The organism is Pseudomonas sp. p1(2021b) (assembly GCF_020151015.1).
In the GTDB taxonomy this organism is placed as follows: domain Bacteria; phylum Pseudomonadota; class Gammaproteobacteria; order Pseudomonadales; family Pseudomonadaceae; genus Aquipseudomonas; species Aquipseudomonas putida_K.
In genome coordinates this window covers 4782401-4807612 of the sequence record NZ_CP083746.1, presented here as the reverse complement: position 1 = coordinate 4807612, position 25212 = coordinate 4782401, and the positions used below count along the sequence as shown (strand labels likewise).

Genomic DNA, 25212 nt, shown 5'->3' with positions numbered 1-25212 from the left:
GATGAAGCTTTCCGCGCATCTGCCTTGGGTCGCCATGGTGCTGGCCATGGGTGTCCTGCTGACCTGGCGCGAACTGGCCAACCCGATGCTGCCAGGTGCGGCCATCCCGGCGCAGCCCATGGCCCCGGCGTCGGCGGTGGAGAAACCGTTGCCTGTCGCCACCTTGGCGCTGGCGTTCGGTTTCCAGGCACCCGGCCAGCCCCAGTCGAGCCGAGCGGATATCACCCTCAAGGCCTGCTTCGTCTCCAGCCAGGGCGATGCCCGCGCACTGGTGAAGACCGCCAGCGGCGATGGCCTCTATCGGGTCGGCGACCGTCTGCCGGGTGGTGGCGTACTGCGGCGCATCGACGTGCGTGCCATCGTGCTATGGGTCAACGGCCGCGAGGAGGTCGTGTCGCTCTCGCCCGGCAACGCCTCTGTCTTCCAACCTTCCGACAGAGCCATAGGCCCTGTTTCGGCTCCCCAATCTTCACCCCGCCTGCTGCGGGAGGTGCCATGACTTTCAAGCGATACCTTCGCGCCGCTTCGTTCGGTGCGTGCCTGACCCTGAGCTGCTCGCTGGCGCTGGCCGAGGCGCCTACCTGGCAACTGGCGATGAGCGATGCCGACGTTCGTGACGTGGTGCGCGAGGTGGGCACGATCCTCGACCAGACGATCATCCTCGACCCACGCGTGCAAGGGCGGATAACCGTGCTGTCGAGTGAAGCGCTCGACCGCGAGGGCATACGTCGGCTGTTCTACTCGGTGCTCAACGCCCAAGGCTTCGCCGCCGTGAACGACGGTGACCGGCTGCTGGTGCTGCCGGCCAGCGAGGCCAAGGCCTGGGCCAACCAGCAGGTCGAGGCCATTCCGGCCGCCTTCACGACACGCGTACTGTCCCTGTCCGGCAGTACCGCATCGGACCTGGCAGGGCTGCTGCGCCCGTTGGTCTCCAGCAATGGCTATATCGGCCCCTCCAGTTCGGCCAATGCCTTGGTAGTCACCGACTCGGCCGCCAACCTGGACCGCCTGGAAGACCTGGTGCTGCAGCTCGACAGCGGCCAGCGGCATGACTATGAACTGGTGACCCTACACAAGGCCCAGGCCAGCGACGTGCTGGCCGTGGTGGAAGGGGCCGCCGGTGGCCCGGAGAGCGGCGTGCGGGTGCTGGCCGACCTGCCAGGCAACCGCTTGCTCATCCTCGGGCCCGTCAAGTCGCGTCAGCGCCTGGCGCAGTTGAGCCGCTCGCTGGACGTTCCGGCGCCTACCGCCTCGCAGAACTGGCGCGTGGTCCGGTTGCAGCACAGCAATGCCGAGCAACTGGCCGAGGTGCTGGGCGATGTGGGCAAGCGCCTGGATGGCAAGCCGAGCGGCGACGGCCTGGGCGAGGCGCTCAGCGGTGAAGCCATGGTCAAGGCCGATGCCAACCAGAACGCCTTGGTGCTGTTGGGCGAACCCCAGACCCTGGGCAGTGTCGAGCAGATCATCGAACAACTGGACCAACCGCGGGCCCAGGTGTTGATCCATGCGGCCATCGTCGAAGTCAGCGGTGACATCAACGAGGCCCTCGGCCTGCAATGGGGCATCGACAAGGGCGGCCTGAAGGGGGGCATCACCTTCCCCGACAGCGGCGCTTCGCTGGCCGATCTGCTCGGCGAGGGCAAGTCGGTCCCGGCGGGTGCTGCCGTGGCCATCGGCTCGGATCGCTTCGGCCTGCTGGTGTCGGCCCTGGCCAGCAATACCCGCAGCAACCTGCTGTCCACCCCCAGCCTGCTGACCCTCGACAACCAGGAGGCGCAGATCCTCGTCGGCCAGAACGTGCCGTTCAAGACTGGCTCCTATACCACTACCGGCAGTGGCGCGGACAACCCGTTCACCACCGTCGAGCGCAAGGACATCGGTATCAGCCTGAAGGTGCGTCCACATATCAACGAAGGCCGGACCTTGCGCCTGGAGGTCGAACAGGAAAGTTCGGAGCTCGCCCCCAGCACGCTGGAAAACGACCTGATCACCAACAAGCGCACGCTCAAGAGCACCATCCTCGCCGCGGATGGTGAGATCATCGTGATCGGTGGCCTGATCAAGGACAGCGTACGAAAAGAGCAGCGTGGTGTGCCGTTGCTCAGCCGTATCCCCTGGGTGGGTGGCCTGTTCCGCTGGAACCGGGATGTCCAGGAAAAGACCAACCTGATGGTCTTCCTGCGCCCCACCATCCTGCGTAGCCAGGCCGAGCTGGTCCAGGCAGGACGACGCGCCTACGAAAACGTTCGTGCGGTGGACGACTCGGTGCTGCCTGAGGATGCCCAGAAGCTGTTCGAGGCCCAGCGCCTACCTGACAACCAAGGCGGCCGTCGATGACTGCCAGCCTGCCGTTCAGCTTCGCCCGGCGCCACGGCATCCTGCTCGACCAGCAGGCGGACGAACCTGCCTTGCTGATGCGCGAGGATGCATCGCTGGCCGCCATGGCCGAGGCCTGCCGCTTGGTGGGCAGTGCCTGGCCGCTGCGCCAGGTGGATGACGCCAGCTTTGCCGAGCGCCTGGCCAGTTGCTATGGCGGCAGCCAGGACGCGGCGCAGGCGGTGGTACAGGGCCTGGACCAGGAAATCGACCTGTCCCGCCTGGCCGAAGCCCTGCCACAGACCTGCGACCTGCTCGACCAGCAGGACGATGCACCGATCATTCGCCTGCTCAATGCCCTGCTCAGCGAGGCCGTCCGCTCCAGGGCCTCGGATATCCACCTGGAAACCTTCGAACAGCAACTGCGGGTGCGCATGCGTATCGACGGCGTGATGCGCGAAGTGCTGGCGCCGCCGCGGGCGCTTTCGGCGTTGCTGGTTTCGCGCATCAAGGTCATGGCGCGCCTGGACATCGCCGAGAAACGCGTGCCCCAGGATGGCCGGATCAGCCTGCGCCTGGCCGGTCATGAGGTCGATGTGCGGGTCTCGACCCTGCCGGCGGCCCATGGTGAACGGGTGGTACTGCGCCTGCTGGACAAGCAGGCGGTGCGCCTGGATATCGACCATATGCACATGGCAGGTTCGGTGCGCACGGGCTTCTTGCGCGTGCTGGAAAAACCCCACGGCATCTTCCTGGTCACCGGCCCTACCGGCTCCGGCAAGACCACCACGCTGTACACGGCGCTGTCCCACCTCAACCAGGTGTCGCGCAACATCCTCACGGTGGAAGACCCGATCGAATACCACCTGCCCGGGATCGGCCAGACCCAGGTCAACACCAAGGTCGACATGACCTTCGCCCGTGGCCTGCGCGCCATCCTGCGCCAGGACCCGGACGTGGTCATGGTCGGTGAGATCCGCGACCGGGAAACCGCCGACATCGCCGTCCAGGCCTCGCTGACCGGGCACCTGGTGCTGTCCACCCTGCACACCAACAGCGCGTTGGGCGCCATCACGCGCCTGGCGGACATGGGCATCGACACCTGCCTGCTCGCCTCGTCGCTGGCCGGGGTCATGGCCCAGCGCCTGGTGCGCGAGCTCTGCCCGCACTGCAAGGTCGCCTGCGAGGTGGACGATGCCATTGCCAGCGCGCTGGGGCACCCCGCCGAACGGCCTGCGGTGGTCTACAAGGCCCAAGGGTGCAGCGAATGCCAGCAGGGTTACAGCGGCCGCCTGGCCTTGCATGAAATGGTGGTGGTCGAGCCGCCGCTGGCGCAGGCGATCCATTCGCGCGCGTCCCAGGCACAGATGCTCGAGCTGATTCGCCAGGACACGCCCAGCCTGTTCCAACACGGTGTCGAGCGTGTCCGCCAAGGGCAGACCAGCGTGGAAGAACTGCTGCGCGTGACGGGGCACGACTGACATGGCGTTGTTTCGCTATCAGGCCCAGGATGCCCGCGGCGCCCGCCAACGGGGTACATTGGAAGCGCCGGGCGCGCGCCAGGCCCGGAAGGCCCTGCGCGACCAGGGGCTGCTGGTGCTGCAGGTCGAACCTGTACGGGAATCGCCGTTCAATGGCTTGCTGACGCGCAACCACCTGAGCCTTGCCCGGCGCTCGCTGCTGACCCGGCAACTGGCGACCTTGCTGCATGCGGGCGTGCCGCTGACCGAAGCCTTGCAGGCTGTCGCCGCGCAAACCACTCAACGCCAAGTGCGGCAAGTGCTGCGCGGCGTGGCTGAGCGCGTCGCCGAAGGCCACGCCCTGGCGCAAGCGCTTGGGACTTATCCACAGGCGTTTCCCATGGTCTACCGGGCCACTGTCGCCGCGGCGGAGCGCTCCGGCCACCTGGCCGGGGTGCTCGACCGCCTGGCCGAACATGGCGAGAACCAGCAGGCCCTGCGCCAGAAGGTCCAGCTGGCGATGGTGTACCCAGTGATCCTGCTGGTGGTCTCGTTGCTGGTGGTGGGCTTTCTGCTGGGCTATGTGGTGCCGGATGTGGTGCAGGCGTTTGCCCGGGATCAGGCCCAACTACCCATGGCGACCCAGGTACTGATTGCGCTCAGCGACGCCACCAACCACTACGGGGGGCTGGGCGTTGCAGCCTTGGCGGCAGCGGCTGCGGCAGTGTACTGGGCCTTGCGCGATCCCGCCCGGCGCCGGAAATGGCATGGTGTGTCGTTGCGCCTGCCGGCATACGGCGAGTTCGTTCGCGCCAGCGAAGCGGCGCGTTTCATCAGCACCTTGGCGATCCTCGGCCGCAGCGGTGTCGCCCTGGTCGAAGCCATGCACATCGGTGCCGGTGTCATCGGCAACCTGGTACTGCGCGAGCGCTTGCTGGAGGCCGCCCGCGAGCTTGGCGAAGGCGCCACGCTGGCCAACTGCCTGGCGCGTAGCGAGACCTTGCCGCCCCTGATGCTGCACATGATCGCCAGCGGCGAGCGCGCCGGCGAGCTGGACACCATGCTCGAACGTGCCGCCGACCTTCAAGGCAAGCAGCTGGCGGGGCGGATATCCCTGCTGGTGAGCCTTTGCGAACCCCTGATGCTGCTGGTGATGGGCGGCATCGTGTTGTTCATCGTGCTCGCCATCCTGTTGCCGATCCTCAACCTCAACCAACTGGTCAATTGATATGTCCATTCGTTCCGCGCGCCGTGCACAACGCGGCTTCACCCTTATCGAAATCATGGTGGTGGTCATCATCCTTGGCGTGCTGGGCGCGCTGGTGCTGCCCAACGTGATGAGCCGTCCGGACCACGCCAAGCTCACCGCGGCCCGTACCGACATCCAGTCGATTTCCACCGCCCTGGAAATCTACCGGCTGGACAACGGCCGCTACCCAAGCACTGCCCAGGGCCTCGACGCCCTGGTCAAACGTCCCACCGTGGCGCCGTTGCCGCGTCAGTGGAATGCCCAGGGCTACCTCAAGAGCACGCCTACCGACCCGTGGGGCTCGCCTTATCAGTACATGAGCCCCGGTACACGCTCGAACCAAGGCTATGACCTGTACTCCCTGGGGGCCGATGGCCAGCCAGGCGGTGAGGGCATGGATGCCGAAATCGGTAACTGGTCTGAATGAAACGGCGCCGCGCCCAGGGCTTTACCCTGTTGGAACTGCTGGTGGTCATCGCACTGCTGGGGATCGTCATGGGGATGGCCGGGTTGAGGTTCGGGCGTGACCCCCAGCGAGTGGCCAGCCAGGAAGCCAGCCTTTTCCTGCAGGTGCTGCAGCATGCGCGGCAACAGGCGGTGCTGGAGGGGCGCACCTTGGGTATTCGCGTCGATCCCCAGGGCTACCAAGTGCTCAGGGCAGCCGGGCAAGGGTGGGAAGCTGCGGGCCAGCGCCAGGCGATCGAGCTGGCGCTGCGCCTGACGATCGATGGCGGGCCGGTATCGATCCCCGTACGCGGCGACGCCCCGCAACTGGTGATTTCCAGCAATGACGAGCACACGCCGTTTGGGTTGTATTTCATGGCGATGGACAGACGCCTGGCGAGGGTATCGAGCGATGGACTCAATGACCCCACGCTCGCGCCGTGAGCGCGGATTCACCTTGCTGGAAGTCCTGGTGGCGCTGGCGATCTTCGCCGTCCTGGCGGTGGCCGTGAGCACCGCTACCCGGCATGTGCTGATGCAGTCGCAGGGTTTGCAGGACCGCCTGTTCGCCAGCTGGATCGCCGATAACCACCTGACCGAGCTGCGCTTACAGCCGACGCAGCCGGCTGGGCAGCGCACGCTGGCGGTGACCTACGACCGACGCCGCTGGACGCTGGTCGAGACCCGTCGCCGCCTGGCGGGGCATGGCCTGGTGGAAGTCCATGTGCGTGTGGGTCTCACCGCGGATGGCCAGGTGCTGCACCAGGCCAGCGGGTGGATGGAGGGCGCCGATGCTGCCGAATGAAGCGGGCAAGGTGCACCGCCAGCAGGGTTTCACCCTGATCGAATTGCTGTTGGCCATCGCCATCTTCGCGCTGTTGGCGGTCGGCACCGGGCGTCTGCTCGATGTGCTGGTGCGTGCCGATGCCAAGCGCCAGGACCAGGCCGAAGCCGTGCGCGCGTTGGGTCGGGCAATGAGCCTGGTGCAACGGGATGCACTGCAAGCGTACCTGCCTGGGAGCCTGAACAAGAGCGGCTATGGCCTCACGCTGGAGCAGCAGCGTATGGGCTGGTTGCTCGCCGGCACCCAGGACAGCCAACCCTTGCCACGCAGCGACGTGAGGCTGGTCGATTACTGGTTGGAGGATGGTGTGCTCTGGCGGCGGCGCAATACCTTGGAGCAAGGCCTAGGTCTTCCCCAGCGTCTGCTCGACGGTATCGTCGAGCTGCGCTGGCGCGTGTATGTGCCCGGGGTCGGCTGGCAGGCGCAATGGCCCTTCGCGCAGCGCAGGCCGACACCGCCGCAAGCATTGGAAATCATTTTGTCGACGCAGCGTTTCGGGCAAGTGCGACGTGTGCTGCCCCTGGCGGGGGCCAGCCAATGAACCGGCAGCGGCAAAAGGGGCTGGCGCTGGTCACGGTGCTGCTGATCATGGCGCTGTTGTCGTTGCTGGTCGCCGGCATGTTGCGCAGCCACCGACTGCTGCTGGGTGGTGTCACCCAGCAAGTCGACGCTACACGTTTGTTGCAGCTGGCCCATGGCGCGGAGCGCAAGGTCCTGGCGCAGTTGCGCCAGGGGGTGGCCGAGGTGGTGCAGGTGACCCATGGCGGTCAGCCTTGGGCCCGGCCCCAGGCGTTCGCCCTGGGTGAGGGGCGGGTACGCACGCAGGTGTCGGACCTCTCGGCGCGATACAACCTGGGTGCATTGCTGGCACTCAAGACGCCTGACCCGATATTGCTCGAACGCTGGGAACGCCTTTGCCATTGGTTGCAGGTCGAACCTCCTGTGCTGGACAGCCTGATGGGGCAGCCGCTGCTCGACATCACCCAGCTACGCGCGTTGCCGGGTGTGTCCGCCGAGGTGATGGACCGCCTGAAACCCTGGGTCGTTGCGTTGCCCAAGGAGGCCCGGCTCAACATCAATACCGCCCCGGCACAGGTCTTGGCTGCGCTGGAGGGGCTGTCGCCGGCGGTTGCCCATCAGTTGGTGGCTGAACGGCCCGAGGAAGGCTTCACCCGGGTCGACCAGTTCCTGGCCCTGCCACAGGTGGATGGCCTTGGCATCACCAGCCGTGGGCTGACGGTGAGCAGCCAGTGGTTTCGACTCGAGGTGCAGGTGGAGCTCGGTGGCAGGCGGATGTACCTGTACAGCGACCTGGAAATCGATCTGAACACGCACCGGGTTCGGGTGGTGCGACGTGTATTTTCTGCAGTGCGGGAGCAAATGCCGGATGAGTGACAATTGGTTGTACCTGCTGCCCGCGGGAACAGGGGCGATCGATACGCAGTGGCCCGTGTGGGTGCGAACGGCCGCTGGTGAGCTGCACCGCTCCTGCATGGGTGAAGTGGCGTCGATCCTGAGTGGCGCGGCCGTGGTGGTGGTGCCGATGGAAATGGTCGGCAGCTGCGAAGTCGGCCCGCTGCCAGGCCGGCGGCCCAAGCCCGATACCTTGGCCTTCGCCGCCGAGGACCAACTGGCAGCACCGCTGGAGAGCGTGCACCTGGCCTTCGGCCCAGCGAACGAGCAGGGGCTCCGTCGGGGGCTTGTGATTGACCGAGAGGCCATGGACAGCCTGCTGGCCCTGCTGCAGGCACAGGGTATCGAGCCGCTTGCCCTGCATGTCGATGCTGACCTGCTGTGTGGCGAACCCGCGTGCGCGTTGTGGGTCGAGGGGCGTTGGTTGATTGGCGGTACCGGGGTGCCACGGTTGGCTGCCGCCCCCCAGGTCGCCGAGGTGCTGGCGCAAAAGCTGCCGGCCATGGCGTGGCTGGCCGAAACGCAGCCTGCAGGGCTTGCCCGGCGTACCCAATCGATCCCCTGTGCCTTCGACACGCTCAGGCAAGGCCGCGGGCAGGCCATCGACCTGCTCCAGGGCGCCTATCGACGGCGCCGTGCGAGCGCGCCCTGGCGTGCCCTGGCGGTTGGGGGGGTGATGGCGTTCGCGATGGTGTGCGTGGCCGATTACCTGCGCGCCGGCTGGCTGCTGCAGCGTACGGCACAGCTGCAGGCGGAAAGCCGCCAGGCCTTTCAACGTTGGGCGCCCGAACAGCCTCTCAGCGCGGATCTCGCCAGCCAGATACGGGCACTCGAATACCGCCCGCAACCGACAACGGCTATCGAAGGGCTGGCGTCGCTCGGCGAGCAGTTGGTCGAAACCGGAAACGTAACCGTTACCCAGGCGACGCTGAGCGCCGCCGAAGGCTGGCGCGTGGAGGTGCTGGCGCAAGGGTTCGACGACCTCGAGCGCCTTCGCCAACGCGTTCCGGCGGTATCGATGGATCAGGCCCGCCAGGACGAACAGGGTGTGCGGGCCACGCTGACCTGGAGGGCAGCACGATGATGCAATGGCGCGAACATGCCTTGGTGCGCCAATGGCGACAGATACCGGGCGAGCGACGGATGACGATCGCCATCGCCCTATGGGCGTTGGCCTTGGTTGCGTTGTGGCAGCTGGCTTGGGTACCAGGCCAGGCACGTCTGCAGCAGGCTGAACAGGCGCTGGCCCGAGAACAGGCGCTGGCCGCCCATCTGCAGCGGGTATCGGCTGGGCCCGCCCGGAAGCAGGAGGCCGTCCAGGTGTTGACACCGGCCAGGCTGAGCGAGCGGGCCCAGGCGGCGGGCGTGCGCATCATCGGCCTTGAGGCCAGGGCCCAGCAGGTCGATGTCAGCTTCGAAGGCTCGCCGGCCGTGATGTTTGCATGGCTGCATGCGCTTGAGCGTGAAGGCGGCCGGGTACGGGACATGCAATTGCAGGTCATGGACGACCAGCTCCAGGCCAGGGTCAGTCTGGAACTGGACGAGGCATGAGGCTGATTAAGCTTCGCTTCAGCCAGCTTCGGTAGGCTGTTCCCATCGAAACCCCAACAGGACCTGACACCATGAAAGCTCGTTACCTCGCTCTGATCCTCGCCCCATTGTTCAGCACTGCCGCCCTGGCAGCCGGCTACACCGGCCCCGGCGCCCAGTCGGTGACCACCGTCGCCGCCGCCAACGATGCCGCCGACGACACCCCGGTGGTGCTGCAAGGCTACGTGACCAAGAAGATCAACAACGACGACAAGTACGAGTTCAAGGACAACACTGGCACCATCACCGTCGAGATCGATGACGAAGACCTGCCGCAGACGCCGTTCAACGACAAGACCAAGGTCAAGCTCACCGGCGAGGTGGAGAAGCACCTGATGAGCCGTGAAGTGGATGTGGACATCGTCGAGATCGTCAACTGACGAAACGGCGCAACCCTGGGGCCGCTTTGCGGCCCTTTCGCGGCACAAGGCCGCTCCTACATCGATGGTGTGGAAGACTTCGGCGGCAACCTGCTCAGGTGCAACGCCACTAGCAACGCCACCGCCAGCAGGCTGCCGATGAACAGCCCGATGCCGTTCCACCCGGCCTGGTGCCAGAACACTCCGCCCGCCGTCCCGGCCACGCTGGAACCTGCGTAATAGCAGAACAGGTACAGCGACGATGCCTGCCCCTTGGCCTTCAACGCTCGGCGGCCGATCCAGCTGCTGGCCACCGAGTGTGCGCCGAAGAAGCCGAAGGTGAATACCAGCATGCCCAGAATCACCACCGTGAGCGGGTTGGCCAAGGTCAGCAACAAGCCGCCGGCCATCACCAGGATGCTCGCCCAGAACACCTTGCGCCGGCCCAGTTTGTCCGCCAGCGCGCCCACCTGGGCGGAGCTGTAGATGCCCGATAGGTACACCACCGATAGCAGGCCCACCAAGGCTTGGTTCATGTGGTAGGGCCCTGCCAGCAGGCGATAGCCGATGTAGTTGAACAAGGTGACGAAGGCGCCCATCAGCAGGAAGGCCTCGAGGAACAGCCAGGGCAGGCCGGCATCACGAAAATGCATGGCGAAGCCGTCCAGCAGGCTGCGAGGGTTCATGGGCTGGGGACGGAAATTGCGGGATTCGGGCAGCACCTTCCAGAACACCAACGCCGCCACCAGGGCCAGGCCGCCGATGGCCAGCATCGCAGTGTGCCAGCTGACGAAGTCGATCAGCACACCGCTGATCAGGCGCCCGCTCATGCCACCGATGGCATTGCCACCGATGTACAGGCCCATGGCCAGGCCGATGTGCTGTGGATGGATTTCTTCGCTCAGGTAAGTCATGGCCACGGCGGCCAGGCCACTCAAGGCCAGCCCCACCAGTGCCCGGGTGGCCAGTACCAGCTCCCAGGTCGGCATCACCGCGCTGGCCAAGGTTGCCAGGGCGGCGCAGAGCAAGGCGCAGACCATGACCGGCTTGCGGCCGATACGGTCGGAAATCGGCCCGGTGACCAGCAGACCGAAAGCCAACATGGCGGTGGACACCGAGAGCACCAGGCTGCTCTGTGCCGCGTTGATGGAAAACTCATGGGACAGCAGCGGCATCATCGGCTGCACGCAGTACAACAGCGCGAAGGTGGCAAAGCCACCGCTGAACAACGCCAGCACGGTTTTCATGAAGGCGGGCGTGCCTTTTTCGATCCAGGCGTCGTTCGGGGCAGGCGTGGCAGGCTCGGGGTCGAGGGAAAGCGGGGCGACGACGGATTTCACGGAGAGTACCTCGGGCGCTGGGCCGGTGTTGCGTTGCAAAAAATCATATAGCTGGCTAATGAATACATCCAATATATTGTTCGACCTGTTTAAGACGTTCTGCGACTTGTTTGGGGCCGATCATGGAATTGCGTCATCTGCGGTATTTCATCGCTGTAGCTGAAGAACTGCACTTCGGTCGTGCTGCCCAGCAGCTGGGCATTTCACAACCGCCATTGAGTCAGCAGATCCAGGCCCTGGAGCAGGAACTGGGCGCGCGCCTGTTCGAGCGCACCAACCGTCGGGTCGAGTTGAGCGAGGCCGGGCGCCTGTTTCTCGACGAAGCGCGCCAAGTCCTGGCCCAGGTGGAAAAGGCTGCGGACGTTGCCCGGCGTGCGCAGTTGGGTGAGCTGGGCGAGATGAAGATCGGCTTCACCTCTTCGGCGCCGTTCACTTCGAGGATCCCCAAGGCGCTGCATGCCTTTCGCCAGCGCTTTCCCGCGGTGCACCTGAACCTGCGCGAGATGAGCAGCCGTGACGTGGCCGACGCGGTGTTCGACGAAACCATCGAGGTTGGCCTGATGCGCCCGATGGCGTTGCCCGAAGGGCTGGTGGCTACCGAACTGTTCAGCGAGCCGCTGGTGGCGGTGATCCATGCCTCCCACCCTTTGGCCCAGGGCAGCGAACAGGGGGTGTACATGCAGGCCCTGGCCAACGAGCCCTTCGTGTTCTTCCCGCGCAGCTACGGCAGCGGGTTGCATGCACAATTGCTGAGCCTGGCGCGCCAGGCCGGGTTCAGCCCGCATTTCGCCCAGGAAGCGGGCGAGGCGATGACCATCATCGGCCTGGTGTCGGCGGGGTTGGGCGTGTCGGTGTTGCCGGCGTCGTTCCAGCGCATGCGTATCGATGGCGTGGTGTACCGGACCCTGCTGGACGAGGGCGCGACGACAGCGGTGTGGCTGGTCCAGCGGCAGGCGGCAGGCTCGGCCATGGCCAGGGCGTTCGCCGAGTTGTTGACCCGGTAGGGGCACTGGCGTTCGCCGTGGCGGCTTCGGTGTCTGTGGGATCGAGCGCCGCGCGGGCGGCGCTCGATTTCACAGGCACCGCAGCGCTATAAGTGAACAGCACTACCTCGCCCAGCCGACCAGCGCCGAAACACCAGCGAGGTATTCACCCCGCCAAAGGCGAAGTTGTTGTTCATCACATGCTCATGCTGCATGGCCCGGAACCGGCCGCGCAGGTAGTCCAGCTCGCCGCAGCGGGGGTCGATGTGGTCGAGGTTCAGGGTATGCACGTATTGGTCGCGGTTCATCATCTCGATGCTGAACCAGGACTCCAGCGCCCCGCAGGCCCCCAGGGTATGCCCGAGGAAGCTCTTTTGCGAACTGATGGGCATGCGCGGGCCGAACAGCTCATGGGTGGCCAGCGTCTCGGCGATGTCGCCTTGCTCGGTGGCGGTGCCATGGCCGTTGACGTAGCCGATGGCCTCGGGCCCAAGGCCTGCATCCTCCAGCGCCAGTTCCATGGCCCGGCGCATGGTGGCCTGTTCGGGGCGGGTGATGTGCTGGCCGTCGGCGTTGCTGCCGAAACCGACGATCTCGGCATGGATACGAGCGCCCCGGGCCAGGGCGTGCTGCAACTCCTCGAGCACCAGCATGCCGGCGCCTTCGCCCACCACCAGGCCATCCCGTGCATTGTCGTAGGGCCGTGGGGTCAGGGATGGGGTGTCGTTCTTCAGGCTGGTGGCGTACAGCGCGTCGAAGACCATGGCCTCGCTGGGGCACAGTTCCTCGGCGCCGCCGGCGAGCATGAGCGGCAGGCGCCCGTACTTGATCGCCTCGTACGCATAGCCGATGCCCTGGCTGCCGCTGGTGCAGGCACTGGACGTAGGGATCAGGCGCCCGGTGAGGCCGAAGAAGATGCTGATGTTGGCCGCGGTGGTGTGCGGCATCATGCGTACGTAGGAGTTGGCGTTCAGGCCATCGGCCTTGGAATTGAGCAGCATGTTGCCGAAGGCCTTGATCTCTTCGGTGCTGCCGATCGACGAGCCGCAGGCGACTCCCATGCGGCCATCACGGATGCTCGGGTCGTCGAGCAGCCCGGCGTCGAGCAGTGCCTGTTCGGCAGCCGCCACCGCCAGGCGGGACACGCGGCCCATGCTGCGCAGTTGCTTGCGGGTCCAATGCGCGGGCACCTGGAAGCTATCCACGGGCCCGCCCAGGCGGGTATTGAGTTCCTCGAAACGGTCCCATTCGTCCATGCGCCGGATCCCGCTGCGGTTGGCGGCGAACTGCGCAGCGATGCTGGCCCAGTCATTGCCCAGGGCGGTGATGCCGGCCATGCCGGTAACCACGACGCGACGCATCAGCACAGCCCTCCGTTGACCGCCAGGACCTGGCGGGTGATGTAGGCGGCTTCGTCCGACATCAGGAAGTTCACCGCGCCCGCCACTTCCTCGGGCGTGCCCATGCGCTGCGCCGGGACCATCTTGAGCAGTTCCTCCACCGGCACCTGTTCGTCGAGCATGGCGGTGTCGATCAGGCCCGGCGCCACGCAGTTGACCGTGATGCGGCGCTTGCCCAGCTCGATGGCCAGCGCCTTCGCCGCACCGATCAGGCCGGCCTTGGAAGCGCTGTAGTTGACCTGGCCACGGTTGCCGATCAGGCCGGACACCGAGGTGATGCAGACGATCCGGCCAGGGGCGCGGCGGCGGATCATCGGCATGATCAGTGGGTGCAGCACGTTGTAGAAACCGTCGAGGTTGGTGCGCATGACCGTGTCCCAATCGTCCTCGGTCAGCGCCGGGAAGGCGCCGTCACGGGTCAGCCCGGCGTTGCACACCACACCGTAATAGGCGCCATGGGCTTCGACATCGGCCTCGAGCGCCGCGGCACAGCCGCCTCGGTCGGCCACGTCGAACTGCAAGACCCGCGCCTGGCGGCCCAAGGCACGGACTTCGCCGGCGACCGCTTCGGCCTCGTCTCGCGCGCTGCGGCAATGCAGGGCCAGGTCGAAGCCGGAGCGGGCCAGGCGCAGGGCGATGGCGCGCCCGATTCCTCGGCTGGAACCGGTGACCAGGATGGTGTCAGTCATGCTGCGACTCCTCCGGGCCCGCCTCGGCCAGGTAGCTGGCAGCTTGCGGCGGGCGATAGACATTCAGGCGGGCGCTGGCATGGATGCCTTCGCCGCGCAGGTGACATTCGAACACGCCCATGCCGCCCTCGTCCTCGAGGGAGCGCAGGGCATGGATGTGCAACTGCGCACCGGCGGGAAACGCCTCGACATTGCATTCGAACTTGCGCGTACCGAGCAGAAAACCCATTTCCACGGGACGCCCCTGGCGGCGTGCCTGGCAGCCGGCATAGGCCGCCACGCTCTGGGCCATCAGTTCCAGGCCAAGCCAGGCGGGCAGGCTGCCGTCGGCCCGGTTGAACTGGCCATCGGGGCGAACCGTCGTGCAGGTGTGGATCTGCTCGTCGTCGCAGCTGTCGATGCGCTCGATGAGGATCATGTCCCCGGCGTGGGGCAGCAGTTCGGCCAAGGGCCAGGTGATCATGGGGCATCTCCGAGAATCAGGCTGACATTGTTGCCACCGAAGGCGAACGAATTGCTCATCAGCCGGCGCGGCCCGTGCGCCGGCAAGCGCTGGCGGCCATCGACCAGGTTCAGGGCCGGCAAGGCCGGGTCGGGCTGGCCATCCCAGCAATGGGGCGGCAACAGGCCCTGCGGGTTGTGCCGGCTCAGGCTCAGCCAGCAGAACGCGGCTTCCAGCGCGCCGGCGGCGCCCAGGGTATGGCCGGTCATGGGCTTGCTGGAGGAGCAGGGCAGATGGTTGCCGAACAGGCTGTGCACGGCCAGGCATTCCATGGCGTCGTTGTGCATGGTGGCGGTGCCGTGCAGGTTCAGATAATCGACCTGCCCTGGCGTCAGGCCTGCATTGTCCAGTGCTTTGCGCATGGCCTGCAAGGCGCCCTTGCCGCTGGGGTCCGGTGCCGAGATATGGAACGCATCGGAGCTGGCGCCAGCGCCGAGCAGGGCGATGCCGTGCCCTTCGGGTGTCGCTTGGCGGGTCATCAGGAACAGGGCGGCTCCTTCGCCGATATTGATACCGTCGCGGTTGGCCGAGAGCGGGTTGCAGCGCTGCGCGCTGACGGCCTCCAGGGCGGTGAAGCCGTTGAGCGTCAGGCTGCAGAGGCTGTCCACGCCACCGCACAGCACGGCATCGCACAGGCCCAGGTCGAGCAGGCGCCGTGCGCTGAGCAGCGCGCGACCGCTGGAGGTGCAAGCGGTGGACAACACGTAGGCAGGGCCTTGCAGGCCCAGCCAGGCCGCCAGGAAGTTCGCCGGCGCGCTGAGCTCCTGCTGGTCGTAGCGGTAGTCGGCTGGGAAGCGGCCCGCCTGGAGGTAATGGGCGATGCCGGTGGTGGCTTCGGCGATCCCCGAGGTGCTGGTGCCCAGCACTACGCCGACCCGTTGTGGGCCATGGCGCTCGAGGGCTTGCCGGATGGCCGGTTCGATCTGCAAGGCGGCGGCCAGCAGCAGCTGGTTGTTGCGGCTCTGGTGGCCGGGCAGCGGCAGCTCGGGCAGTGGCCCGGTCACGGCACCGACCGGCAGGCGGCGCCCAGGCACCCAGTCGTCCTGCAGCTGCATGCCGGAGCAGTCGCCGGCAAAAAGCCTGCGGGCCACGTCGGCCTGGCCGTGCCCGAGGGCACAGACCAGGCCCAGGGCGTCGAGGAAGGCGGTCATGGTGCGTTCTCGTTGGGCAAGGGGGAAACGTGGTAGCGCAGGCCTTGATCGAGGGCCAGGGTGAAGTCGTCGGCACTGCGATAGGTGACGCGCCAGCGGTCTGGCAGGCGACGTTGCTGGTCGTGGCCGATGGCCCGGGGGTAAAGCCGGGACAGTTGGGCCTCAGGGGTCAAGGCGAACAGCATGGCGGCGAACAGCTCGCGGGCGGCAGGGTTCGGCGGCAGCAGGCCGTCGGCTTGCCACTGCTGGCCTTCGAGCAACTGGCGCGCCTGGGGAACGCCCAGCAGGTCCAGCAGCGACCAGCGCAGATGGCCGTCTTCACGCTGGATCACCAGCAACCAGTCCTGGCGTTGGCCGCCTTGTTCCTGCTGCACATGGAACTGGCGCGGCAGCTCGAGCGGGGGCAGTTGCTCGGGCAGGGGCGGCTGCCAGGTGCAGGCACCGAGCAGCAACAGCATCATCACGGTCAACAGGTGTTTCATGGCGCGATGTCCCCTCGCTCGCGGCTCGCCGCCCAAGGCGCCAGCAGGAAGCTGAACACCAGCCCCAGGCTCACGGCCAGGCCGAAGTTGCTCACTGCCGGCGTGCTGGACAGCGCCAGCAGGCCGAACGACAACCAAGTGGTGGCCGCCGCCAGCAAGGTGCCCAGCAGGCTGACCGCGGTACCGCCGATGCGCTCATGCATCAGGATGGCATAGTCCACGCCGATGGCGGTCACCAGCAGCAGGCCGAACAGGCTGAACAGGGTCAGTGGCTGCCCTAGCCAGCCGAGGCAGGCCAGGCTGCACAGCGCCGCCAGTAGCGGCAGGGCGACGATGCGCAAGGCCGCGCCCAGCCCGAAGGGCAGCACCAGCAGGACCAGGATCAGCCCACAGGACAGCAGCTTGAGTTCGGCGGCGCTGACCTGGGTGGCGGCGAACAGCTGGTTGAGTTCACCCAGCCGGTCGACCAACTGCACACCCGGCAGGTCCTGGGCCTGCAGGCGAAGCAAGGCGACATCGCCCTGGCCTTGCAGGCTGACGACGGCGGCCACGCCATCGTCGGTGCGGCCCAGCCACAGTGGCCGCCAGGCTTCGCCCAGCGGGCCGGCGAGTACCTGGTCGATCGTCAGCAGGGGCAAGGCCTGCAGCTGCTGCAGTTCGCCGCGCAAGGCTGTTTCAGGCACCCCTAGGGCCAACAGGGGTTGCCAATGGTCGGGCAACTGCCCCAAGGCCTGCTGCAACTGCCGTTGCTGCGCCGGGCTGGCCACCCGCTGGCTGAGCGTCATGTAACCCTTGAGCTTGCCCAGGTCGACCAGTTCATCGAGCTTGCCGGCCAGTGTCTGCAGGCGCTCGAGCAGCTGTGTTTCATCACTGGCGCGCACCAGGTAGAACTGGCTGGTCGGCTGGTAGCCGGTGATCCGGGCCACGGCCTGGGCTTCTTCGAGCAGCTGTGGCGGTGCACCGACCCACTGGCGGATGTCGTTTCGCGTCTGCAGTTGCCACAAACCTGTAGCGCAGAACGCCAGCAGCAGGGCAAGCAGGGCGGCGCTCGGTACCTTGGCCAACACGCGTTCGCGCAGGTCGGTCAGCATCTGGGCGATACGCAGCGGCCAGCGCGCCGGGCGCAGCTGCGTGCCGCCGAGCAAGGCCGGCAGCAGGCACACCGCACTCAGGTAGGCGCCGACCAGGCCGGCGGCGGAAAACGCTGCGATCTGGGTCAGCGCCGGGAAGGGTGTGAAGGCCAAGGCCAGGTAGCCGATGCAGGTGGTCGCCAGGCTCAGGCTCAGCCCGGGCAAGGTCAGGCGCACGGCTGTCCAGCTGTGCCAGGGGCGCAGGCTCCAGCTCTTGGACAGGTAGTGCAGCGGGTAGTCCACCGCCACGCCGATCAGGCTCGAACCCAGCACCAGGGTCATGACATGCACGCGGCCGAACAGGGCCGTGCAGATCACCGTGCCGAACAGCATGCCCACCAGCACCGGCACGAAGGCCAACAGCACCCGCCAGCGGCGGAAGGCCAACAGCAATAGCAGCAGGATGCCCAGCGTGGCGCCGCCGCCCACCCAGGTGATTTCCCGGCTGGCCTGGCGTTGGCCGCTGGCCGCATGCAGCAGGCCGCTGGCAGCCAGCAGTTGGGCGCCTTGCTGTTCGGCCAGCTGGCGGCCGCTGGCGAGCAGGTCGGCGACCTGCAACGGCAGCTGCAGGTCGAAGGCATCGCCGCGGGTGCTGGCGCGCAGCATTACCCAGTGCCTGCCGCCTGCCTCGGCGACCAGGGCGCCGCTGGCCGTGTCCAGCTCGACATTGGCGGGTTTGGCTTGGCTGGCCTGGACGCGCGCACCCAGGCCCAGCCAGTCGTCCTGGTTGGCCAGCAAGCTGAAGCCTGCGAACGGATCGAACAGCGCCTGCACGCGTTGTTCGATGAAGGTGTCGGGCTGTGCCAGCAGCTGTTGGCGGTCGGTGGCGCCGAGCATCGCCAGGCGGCCTTGCAGCACCTGGGCGCGTATGGCCTGCAGGTCGGTCTGCAGGTTCCATTGCACCTGCTCGAAGAGGCCGCTGGCCTGCCACTGGCCTGCCAGGCGCTCAGCCAGGCCCAGCGCCTGCTGGCGATCGGCATGGCCGACCAGTACCAGCAGCTGGCGGTTGAGCGGCGCTTGCATGCGCTGTTCGGCGCGCGCGACCAGCTCGTCCTGCGCAGCCCCTGGCACCAGGGTCATCAGGTCAGCGGAAACGGGAGCGCCGCGATGCCATTGCCAGCCTGCCAGAGCGAGCACGGCCAGCAAAAGGGCCAGGAACAGCCTGGGCAGCAGTCGTTCAGTCGGCAAAGTCACTGCGCTCCGAATCGCTCAAGGCCGTGGCGCCGGTGCTGCCAGGCATGCGCAGCACGGTGCTGTCGCCCTGGGTTTCGGCCAGCACGATACGCTCCACGAAACGCCCGCCGGCAATATCGATGTGGGTGAACACCTGCTTGAGCAGCAACGAACGAGGCACCAGGTGCAATTGCCAGTGTTCGGCATCGCCGGTGAGGCTCAGTTCGAAGTCGCGCTGCAGGCCACTGCTGTCGCCTTGCAGCACGGCGAAGAACAGGCGGTTCTGCTGCGCCCCGGCACTCTGGCTGGGCAGCTTCTGCCAACCACTGGCGTCGCGCCGGGCTATGCCGTCGGCGGTGATGCGGTAATCCTGGCGCAGCGGTGTCTGCAGCAGCCAGAGCAGCCCGTGGTCGCGGGCCAGGACGAAGCGGCCCTGGCTCACCAGCGGTTGGGGCAGGGCGCGCAAGTGCTTCTCCTGGACGAAGGGGCCCTTCACCACTGCCGATGCACCGAGCTGTTTTTGCAGATCATCCAGGCTGAACGCCATGGCCTGCGGGCCGGCCAGCAGCAAGGCGGCCATCAGCAGGTAACCCGCCAGGCGCCTCATGCCAGCACCTTGTCGACGGCATCGAGCATGGCCTGGGGCGAGGCCAGCTGCATTTCGCCGCTGGCGATGTGCACCGCGACCTGCACCGTGCTGGCGCGGGTCATGCGCTCGCCGCTGAGTGCATCGCTGATCAGGTAGTTGATCTTCAGGCGGTGCTCCCATTCCACCAGGCTGGCGCGCACCTTCAGGCGTTGGCCGAAGGTGGCGCCGCGAATGTAGCGCAGTTGCAGGTCGATCACCGGCCACATGTAGCCGCTGGCTTGCATGCGCGGGTAGTCGTGGCCCAGGCGTTCGAGCAGAGCGCAACGGGCCACTTCCAGGTACTTGACGTAGTGGCCGTGCCAGACGATGTGCATGCTGTCGACATCGAAGAAGGGCACGAGGATCTCCGTGTCCACATGGAATACCCCAGGCTTACGCATGCAGCCTCCAGTGGCGTTCGCCGATACGCGCCAGGCACAGGCGCAGTTCGCGCTCCAGGGCGCGGTCCTCGGTGACGGGGGCGAAGTCCTGCAGCAGGGCGGCATGCATGCTTGCCAGTGCCGGCGGCAACGGGTTGGCATCGGCCGCACGGCCGCGCAGCCATACCCCCTGGTTGGCGGCCAACAGCGTCGCGGCGGCTACCTGTTCGCTCAGCTCCAGCACGCGCAAGGCATCCCGGGCGGCGATGGTGCCCATGCTCACCTTGTCCTGGTTATGGCATTCGGTGGAGCGCGAGAACACGCTGGCTGGCAGGGTCAGCTTGAGGGCCTCGGCGGTCCAGGCACTGGCGCCGATCTGCACGGCCTTGAAGCCATGGTTGAGCATTGCGCGCTCGGGCTCGGCACCGGACAGGTTGCTGGGCAGGCCATGGTTGTAGCGCTCGTCCACCAGCAGCGCCAGCTGGCGGTCGAGCAGGTCGGCGACATTGGCTACCAGGGTCTTGAGGCTGTCCATGGCGAAGGCGATATGGCCGCCGTAGAAATGCCCGCCATGCAGCACCCGTTCGGCATCGCCGTCGATGATCGGGTTGTCGTTGGCGCTGTTGAGCTCGGTCTCGATGAAGCTGCGCAACCAGCCCAGGCTGTCGGCCAGCACGCCCAGCACATGGGGCGCGCAACGCAGCGAGTAGCGATCCTGCAAGCGGTGCAGGGGCGCCGTCGGGGCCTCGATGGCCAGGTCCTGGCGCAACCAGGCGGCGACCTGGTTCTGGCCGGGGTGTGGCTTGGCGGCGAACAGGCGCTCGTCGAAGTGTTCAGGGTTGCCTTGCAAGGCGATGACGTTCAGCGCCGTGATGCGCGTGGCCAACTGCAGCAGGTAATCAGCGCGGGCATAGGCCAGGCAGGCCAGACCGGTCATCACCGCGGTGCCGTTCATCAGCGCCAGGGCTTCCTTGGGGCGTAGCACCAAGGGCTGCCAGCCCAGCTCGCGGTGCACATCGGCGCTGTCGCGGCGCTGCCCCCGGTACATCACCTCGCGCTCGCCCGACAGGGCTGCAGCGACGTAGGACAGCGGTGTCAGGTCGCCACTGGCGCCGACCGAGCCTTCCTCGGGAATCAGCGGCAGGATGTCGTGCTCGAGAAACGCCTGTAGGCGCTCCAACAACGCCACGCGCACCCCCGACATGCCGTGGCTCAGCGAGCGCAGCCGGGCCGCCAGCACCGCCCGTGTGGCCGGCGCGTCGAGCAGCCGGCCAAGGCCACAGCCGTGGAAGGTGTACAGGTGGCGCGGCAAGGCCTCGACATGCTCCAGCGGCACGGCCACCACGCAGGAGTCGCCATAACCGGTGGTGACCCCGTAGATCACCCCTTCCTTGTCCAACAGGCTGTCGACGAAACGCGCGCCGCGGGCGATGCGTTCGCGGTACGCGGCATCTGCCTGCAACAGTGGGCGGGCGTGGCGTTGGCTCAAGGCCAGGATGTCCTCGATGGCGAGCGGGGCCTCGCCAAAGGTCACGGGCTCATGGGGATGCGTCGTCATCGTCGTTCCAGAAAGGGTAGAAGTTGAACCACTGGCCAGGGGCCTGCAGACAATAATGGCCCAGGCGGGCGGCATAGCGCCCGGCCCATTCGGCAATCACCTGCTCGCGCAAGTCGCGGCGCCACTGCAGGCGTTCGGCGAAGGGCTCCAGGGTGATCCGGTAGCGGCCTTGGTGCTTGAGGCAGAACAACAGGTTGACCGGGCAGCCCAGCAGGCCCGCCAGCAGCCAGGGGCCTTGGGGGAAGGCCGCCCGGTGGCCGAGAAAATCCACGGCCACGGTGCGGCTGCCGTGCAAAGGCACACGGTCGCCGGCGATGGCCAGCCATTCGCCGCGTTCCAGGCGCTCGGACAGTTGCAGCATGATCGCCGGGTCCAGCTCGCTGACCTGGATCAGCCGCAGGTGGCTGGCGCCGGCCTCGCCCAGCAGGCGATTGAAGCGTTCGGCATGGCGGGTGTGCACCAGCACGTTCATGGTCACCCGCTCGCCCAGCTCTGCCAGGGCCCGGCAGACTTCCAGGTTGCCCAAGTGCGCGCCCACCAGCATCTGCCCGCGGCTGCCGCGCAATTGCCGGCGCAGCTGGCTGGGGTCGTGGATCTCGATATCTTCCAGGCGCAGCCGGCCGTTCCAGGCGTCCAGCTTGTCCAGCAAGGCGTCGGCGAAGGCCATGAACTGGCCGAACACCCGCCCATGGGTGGGTGCCGGTACCTGGCCGTCGCTCCAGGCGGCCAGCCGTTGCTGGTACTGCCAGGCGCTGCGCCGGGCCTTGCGACCGAACAGGAAGAAATACAGCACGATGCCGTGGATCAACGGGCTGAGCAGGCGTCGGCCGAGCAGGCGCACCAGCACGGCGGTCAGCTTCATCAGCCAGAAGCTGCCGCGTTCGCGCTGTTCGGCCCAGTGCCGGGAAGGGTGGCTCATCGTCGCCACCTGCGCCACAGGATCCGCGGTGCGCGCAGCAGCATGCCGAAGAACAGCCGGGCGTGCATCCGCGAGATCAGCACGTTGTCGTGCAGCAGGCGAAAATGCGAGACGCCATCGCTCGGGTAATGCACCCGGATCGGCCGCCAGCGCATCGGTTGCCCGCGCCAGGCCAGGCGCACCAGGATCTCCGTGTCGAAATCCATGCGCCGCCCGAGGCGTACCCTGTCCAGCAACGCCAGGGTGGGGACGAGCGGGTACACGCGAAACCCGCACATCGAGTCCGGGATGGCCAGCGACAAGGTGTTGATCCACACCCAGACGTGGGTCAGGTAGCGCGCATAGAGGCGCCCCTTGGGCACGCTGGCGTCGTACTGTGGATAACCGCACACCAGGGCCTGTGGGCAAACCCTCGAGTCGGCCAGGAATGCGTGGACATCGGCAAGGTCGTGCTGGCCATCGGCGTCCACCTGCAAGGCATGGGTGAAGCCCAGCCGGGCCGCTTCGCGCAGGCCGGCCATCACCGCGCCACCCTTGCCCTGGTTGACGGCCAGGCGCACCAGGAACACCTGTTCCTGCCTGGCCAGCTGGTCCAGGACCAGGGCGCAGGGCCGGTGGCTGGCATCGTCCACCAGCACGCAGGGCAACCCGGCGCCCAGCACTTGGGCCACCACCGCGGGTACCGCGTGCTCGTGGTCGTACACCGGGATCACCGCGCAAGGCCTATGCACCGTTGGGCTCCAGGAGAATGCGGCCGCTGGAACAGGCCTGGCCGTTGCTGGCGTAGGTGAAGTAGAGCTTGCCGCGCTGGGCCTCGTAGCGCAGGGTCAGCTCCAGCTCGTCGCCTGGGCGAACCAGTTGCTGGAACTTCAGCACTTCCATGCCGGCGAAGCGCAGCCCTTGCGGCAGCAGGGGCGTGGCCAGGGTCATGGCCCAGTCGACCTGCACCACGCCGGGCAGAATGGGGGTGGTGGGAAAGTGCCCGGTGAAGCAGGCCAGGTCCGCCGGTACCGCCAGGCGCAGGCTCAGTTGCTGGTCGTCAGGTGTCGCCTGGAGCACGTCCGGAGCATTGTTGCGTGGGGCCTGCAGTAGTGCTTGGACCTGCGCCTGGGGCAGCTTGCCCTGGCCGTTGAGCGGCAGCTGCCGCAGCAGGCGCCAGCGCCGTGGCAGGGCCAGGCTTTCGCAATGTTGCGCCAGGTGCTGGCGCAGCGTATCGAGCAGGGCGCGACGCCCCTGGGTACGCAGCTGGTGCAGGCCGGCGGGGCTGGGCACGAGCAAGGCGCCGAGAAACGCACGGCCTTGCTGCACAACGCCCAGTCGCGCTTCGCTGACCCATTCGTGGGCGCACAGCGCCTGCTCCAGCAGCGGCAGCGAGATGCGCTTTTCTTCGAGCTTGACGATGCGGTCCAGGCGCCCAAGCAGGTGGAATCGGCCATCGTCGGTGAACTGCACGGCATCGGCGGTGTGTTCGACATGGCCGTGCGGCAGGTAGGGCGAGGCGACGCACAGGGCGCCATCCGCCGATTGGCTCAGGGTAATGCCTTCGAACGGACGCCATGGGGCATCGCCCTCGCGCCAGGCGATGCCACCGGTCTCGGAGCTTCCGAGGATTTCCACCGGCCACTGGCCCAGGCGCCGATGCAACTGCTGCGCGGCGTCCCCGGGCAGGGCGCCGCCGGAGGAGAACACCCGGCGCACCTGGCCCAGGGCCGGCCAATCGAGGTTGTCGCCCATGCGCTTGAGCAGTGCCGGGCTTGCCACCCAGGCGAAGCCCGGCTGTTCGCGGCTGGCACATTGCAGGTCTTCCGGGAAGGGCAACTGGCGACGCAGGAAGCCGCGCCCTGCGCACAGCGGCCAGAGGACGCGGAACAACAACCCATAGATGTGTTGTGTGGCGACGCTGCCGATGATCCAGGCATCGCCCAGGTCGGCGCCCCAGAGGCGCTCGAGGGCTTGTACTTCGTTGGCCAGCTGGCGCAGTTGCTTGTCGATGCGCTTGGGCTCGCCGCTGGATCCTGAGGTGCACAGGCTGATCCGGCAGGCGTCCAGGTCCAGGTCGGCAGGTGCCAGCGGTACGCCTGAAAGCGATGCCAGGCTATGGTCGCCTGGCTCGTCGCTGAGCCACAGCTCGACCTGGGCGCTCCAGCGCGCCCGGGTCTGTGCCTGCAGGTCGGCGGGCAGCAGTACCTGGGCCCCGGCTCGCCAGGCGCCCAGCAAGGCGATGGCCAGTTCGCCGGCATCCTCCAGATGCACCGCCAGGCGCTGCACGCCACGTTCGCGCAGGCCGCCTGCCAGGCACAGGGCGGCCTGGCAGAGGGTGGCGTGGTCCAGCGCAGGCGCGCGGGTAACGACCCGGGGGGCGGCCTGTGGCTGCAGCAAGTGCTGGGGTTCGATCCAGTTCATGAGCGTGCTCGCATACGTTGCCTGGCCAGCCATTCCACGGCGAACAGCAGGCCCATGGCCAGATAGGCGATCAGGCCGTTGTAGAGGGTCCACCAGGCCAGCGGCGCCCATAGGGTCAGGCCTGCGGCGATCAGCCCGTTGGCCAGGAAGAACAGGCACCAGACCTGCGTCACCCGGCGTGTGTAGGCAATGGCGGCGGCAGGCAGCTGCGGCTCGCGCAGGCGTGCCAGGCGTTCCACCAACGGTGGCCCGTACCTGAGGCTGGAGGCGAACAGCGCCAGCAGGAACCCATTGACCAGCACCGGGTACCAGCGCAGCAGCTGGCGGCTGTCGGACAGTGCCAGCAGCCCGCAGAAGGCCAGGGCGATGGTGGTCATCCACAGGTTGCCGGGCCGGCGCGGCGCGCCCAGGGCGCGGGCCAGCCACAGTGCGGCGAGCACCAGGGCGAACTGCCAGGGGGCGAAACGGGCCAGGCCATAGTGTACGGCGAAGGGGTAGAGCACCCCGGCCAGCACCAGGCCGAGGCCGACCAGGCGCTTCATGCGGCGGAATTCACCAGGCGGTGCACCGCCTCGACCACATCCTCTACGGTGCGCACGGACTTGAAGTCCTCGGCGGTGATCTTCTTGCCGGTCTGGCGCTTGATATGGTCGATCAAATCGATGGCGTCGATGCTATCGATTTCCAGGTCCTGATAGAGGTGGGACTCCGGGCGGATGCTGGCCGGATCGAGCTCGAACAGCTCGACCAGGGCATCGCGCAGGAGGTTGAAGATGGCTTCGCGGTTTTGCATGGTGCG

At 67.1% G+C, this 25212-nt stretch carries 28 protein-coding genes; 13 read left to right on the top strand and 15 right to left on the bottom strand.

Features of this window, described 5'->3' with window-relative positions; all coding sequences use genetic code 11:
- Position 1: 1 nt before the first annotated feature.
- From K8374_RS22320 to K8374_RS22265, 12 genes are all read left to right on the top strand, one after another.
- Complete coding sequence (locus K8374_RS22320; protein ID WP_224457237.1) at positions 2-499, top strand: type II secretion system protein N; 498 nt, start codon at positions 2-4, stop codon at positions 497-499.
- Complete coding sequence (gspD, locus tag K8374_RS22315) at positions 496-2337, top strand: type II secretion system secretin GspD (protein ID WP_224457236.1); 1842 nt, start codon at positions 496-498, stop codon at positions 2335-2337. Before K8374_RS22320 ends, gspD begins: the two co-directional genes overlap by 4 nt.
- Positions 2334-3797: a type II secretion system ATPase GspE gene (gspE, locus tag K8374_RS22310; RefSeq protein ID WP_224457235.1), complete on the top strand. Its 1464-nt coding sequence runs from the start codon at positions 2334-2336 to the stop codon at positions 3795-3797. The genes gspD and gspE overlap by 4 nt, the downstream gene beginning before the upstream one ends.
- Position 3798: 1 nt before the next feature.
- On the top strand, positions 3799-5004 hold the full coding sequence (gspF, locus tag K8374_RS22305) for a type II secretion system inner membrane protein GspF (RefSeq protein WP_224457234.1): 1206 nt from the start codon (positions 3799-3801) through the stop codon (positions 5002-5004).
- A 1-nt stretch (position 5005) separates the two neighbouring features.
- The gene (gene gspG, locus K8374_RS22300; protein WP_224457233.1) at positions 5006-5452 is read left to right on the top strand and encodes a type II secretion system major pseudopilin GspG; all 447 of its coding nucleotides are present in this window, start codon (positions 5006-5008) and stop codon (positions 5450-5452) included.
- Entirely contained in the window at positions 5449-5913 is a 465-nt protein-coding gene (gspH, locus tag K8374_RS22295) for a type II secretion system minor pseudopilin GspH (RefSeq protein ID WP_224457232.1), read from the top strand. Before gspG ends, gspH begins: the two co-directional genes overlap by 4 nt.
- The gene (gene gspI, locus K8374_RS22290) at positions 5891-6274 is read left to right on the top strand and encodes a type II secretion system minor pseudopilin GspI (RefSeq protein WP_224457231.1); all 384 of its coding nucleotides are present in this window, start codon (positions 5891-5893) and stop codon (positions 6272-6274) included. The genes gspH and gspI overlap by 23 nt, the downstream gene beginning before the upstream one ends.
- Positions 6261-6854 carry a type II secretion system minor pseudopilin GspJ gene (gspJ, locus tag K8374_RS22285; protein ID WP_224457230.1) on the top strand — a complete coding sequence of 198 codons (594 nt, stop codon included), beginning with the start codon at positions 6261-6263 and terminating at the stop codon, positions 6852-6854. Before gspI ends, gspJ begins: the two co-directional genes overlap by 14 nt.
- Positions 6851-7708 carry a general secretion pathway protein GspK gene (locus tag K8374_RS22280; RefSeq protein ID WP_224457229.1) on the top strand — a complete coding sequence of 286 codons (858 nt, stop codon included), beginning with the start codon at positions 6851-6853 and terminating at the stop codon, positions 7706-7708. Before gspJ ends, K8374_RS22280 begins: the two co-directional genes overlap by 4 nt.
- A complete protein-coding gene (gspL, locus tag K8374_RS22275; RefSeq protein WP_224457228.1) occupies positions 7701-8810 on the top strand; it encodes a type II secretion system protein GspL in 1110 nt (369 codons plus the stop codon). The genes K8374_RS22280 and gspL overlap by 8 nt, the downstream gene beginning before the upstream one ends.
- A complete protein-coding gene (gene gspM / locus K8374_RS22270) occupies positions 8807-9277 on the top strand; it encodes a type II secretion system protein GspM (RefSeq protein ID WP_224457227.1) in 471 nt (156 codons plus the stop codon). Before gspL ends, gspM begins: the two co-directional genes overlap by 4 nt.
- 71 nt (positions 9278-9348) lie before the next feature.
- Positions 9349-9696, top strand: coding sequence for a YgiW/YdeI family stress tolerance OB fold protein (locus K8374_RS22265; protein ID WP_196144068.1), 348 nt, complete (start codon positions 9349-9351; stop codon positions 9694-9696).
- Positions 9697-9752: 56 nt separating this feature from the next.
- Here the strand turns inward: K8374_RS22265 and K8374_RS22260 are convergent, their stop codons facing one another.
- Positions 9753-11015, bottom strand: coding sequence for an MFS transporter (locus K8374_RS22260; protein ID WP_411969569.1), 1263 nt, complete (start codon positions 11013-11015; stop codon positions 9753-9755).
- A gap of 122 nt (positions 11016-11137) precedes the next feature.
- Here K8374_RS22260 and K8374_RS22255 point away from each other — a divergent pair, with 122 nt between their 5' ends.
- Positions 11138-12019, top strand: a complete 882-nt coding sequence (locus K8374_RS22255) for a LysR family transcriptional regulator (protein ID WP_084853875.1) — start codon at positions 11138-11140, stop codon at positions 12017-12019.
- 86 nt (positions 12020-12105) lie between these two features.
- Here the strand turns inward: K8374_RS22255 and K8374_RS22250 are convergent, their stop codons facing one another.
- Genes K8374_RS22250 through K8374_RS22185 form a run of 14 tightly spaced genes read right to left on the bottom strand, consistent with a single transcriptional unit; the run spans position 12106 to position 25206 of the window.
- On the bottom strand, positions 12106-13359 hold the full coding sequence (locus K8374_RS22250; RefSeq protein WP_224457226.1) for a beta-ketoacyl-ACP synthase: 1254 nt from the start codon (positions 13357-13359) through the stop codon (positions 12106-12108).
- Entirely contained in the window at positions 13359-14087 is a 729-nt protein-coding gene (fabG, locus tag K8374_RS22245) for a 3-oxoacyl-ACP reductase FabG (RefSeq protein WP_224457225.1), read from the bottom strand. The genes K8374_RS22250 and fabG overlap by 1 nt, the downstream gene beginning before the upstream one ends.
- Positions 14080-14550, bottom strand: a complete 471-nt coding sequence (locus K8374_RS22240; protein ID WP_224457224.1) for a hotdog family protein — start codon at positions 14548-14550, stop codon at positions 14080-14082. Before K8374_RS22240 ends, fabG begins: the two co-directional genes overlap by 8 nt.
- Entirely contained in the window at positions 14547-15740 is a 1194-nt protein-coding gene (locus tag K8374_RS22235; RefSeq protein ID WP_224457223.1) for a beta-ketoacyl-[acyl-carrier-protein] synthase family protein, read from the bottom strand. Before K8374_RS22235 ends, K8374_RS22240 begins: the two co-directional genes overlap by 4 nt.
- Positions 15737-16222: a hypothetical protein gene (locus K8374_RS22230; RefSeq protein ID WP_224457222.1), complete on the bottom strand. Its 486-nt coding sequence runs from the start codon at positions 16220-16222 to the stop codon at positions 15737-15739. The genes K8374_RS22235 and K8374_RS22230 overlap by 4 nt, the downstream gene beginning before the upstream one ends.
- Positions 16219-18546, bottom strand: a complete 2328-nt coding sequence (locus K8374_RS22225; protein ID WP_411969568.1) for an MMPL family transporter — start codon at positions 18544-18546, stop codon at positions 16219-16221. The genes K8374_RS22230 and K8374_RS22225 overlap by 4 nt, the downstream gene beginning before the upstream one ends.
- A complete protein-coding gene (locus K8374_RS22220) occupies positions 18530-19132 on the bottom strand; it encodes an outer membrane lipoprotein carrier protein LolA (RefSeq protein ID WP_411969567.1) in 603 nt (200 codons plus the stop codon). The genes K8374_RS22225 and K8374_RS22220 overlap by 17 nt, the downstream gene beginning before the upstream one ends.
- Entirely contained in the window at positions 19129-19554 is a 426-nt protein-coding gene (locus K8374_RS22215) for an acyl-CoA thioesterase (RefSeq protein WP_224457221.1), read from the bottom strand. Before K8374_RS22215 ends, K8374_RS22220 begins: the two co-directional genes overlap by 4 nt.
- Positions 19547-21091 (bottom strand): histidine ammonia-lyase, encoded by a 1545-nt coding sequence (gene hutH, locus K8374_RS22210; protein ID WP_224457220.1) that lies wholly within the window; start codon positions 21089-21091, stop codon positions 19547-19549. The genes K8374_RS22215 and hutH overlap by 8 nt, the downstream gene beginning before the upstream one ends.
- Positions 21072-22010, bottom strand: a complete 939-nt coding sequence (locus K8374_RS22205) for a glycosyl transferase (RefSeq protein ID WP_224457219.1) — start codon at positions 22008-22010, stop codon at positions 21072-21074. Before K8374_RS22205 ends, hutH begins: the two co-directional genes overlap by 20 nt.
- Positions 22007-22741 carry a glycosyltransferase family 2 protein gene (locus tag K8374_RS22200; RefSeq protein WP_224457218.1) on the bottom strand — a complete coding sequence of 245 codons (735 nt, stop codon included), beginning with the start codon at positions 22739-22741 and terminating at the stop codon, positions 22007-22009. Before K8374_RS22200 ends, K8374_RS22205 begins: the two co-directional genes overlap by 4 nt.
- Positions 22734-24413: an AMP-binding protein gene (locus tag K8374_RS22195; RefSeq protein WP_224457217.1), complete on the bottom strand. Its 1680-nt coding sequence runs from the start codon at positions 24411-24413 to the stop codon at positions 22734-22736. Before K8374_RS22195 ends, K8374_RS22200 begins: the two co-directional genes overlap by 8 nt.
- The gene (locus K8374_RS22190) at positions 24410-24955 is read right to left on the bottom strand and encodes a hypothetical protein (protein WP_224457216.1); all 546 of its coding nucleotides are present in this window, start codon (positions 24953-24955) and stop codon (positions 24410-24412) included. Before K8374_RS22190 ends, K8374_RS22195 begins: the two co-directional genes overlap by 4 nt.
- The gene (locus K8374_RS22185) at positions 24952-25206 is read right to left on the bottom strand and encodes an acyl carrier protein (RefSeq protein WP_084853898.1); all 255 of its coding nucleotides are present in this window, start codon (positions 25204-25206) and stop codon (positions 24952-24954) included. Before K8374_RS22185 ends, K8374_RS22190 begins: the two co-directional genes overlap by 4 nt.
- Positions 25207-25212 lie beyond the last annotated feature (6 nt).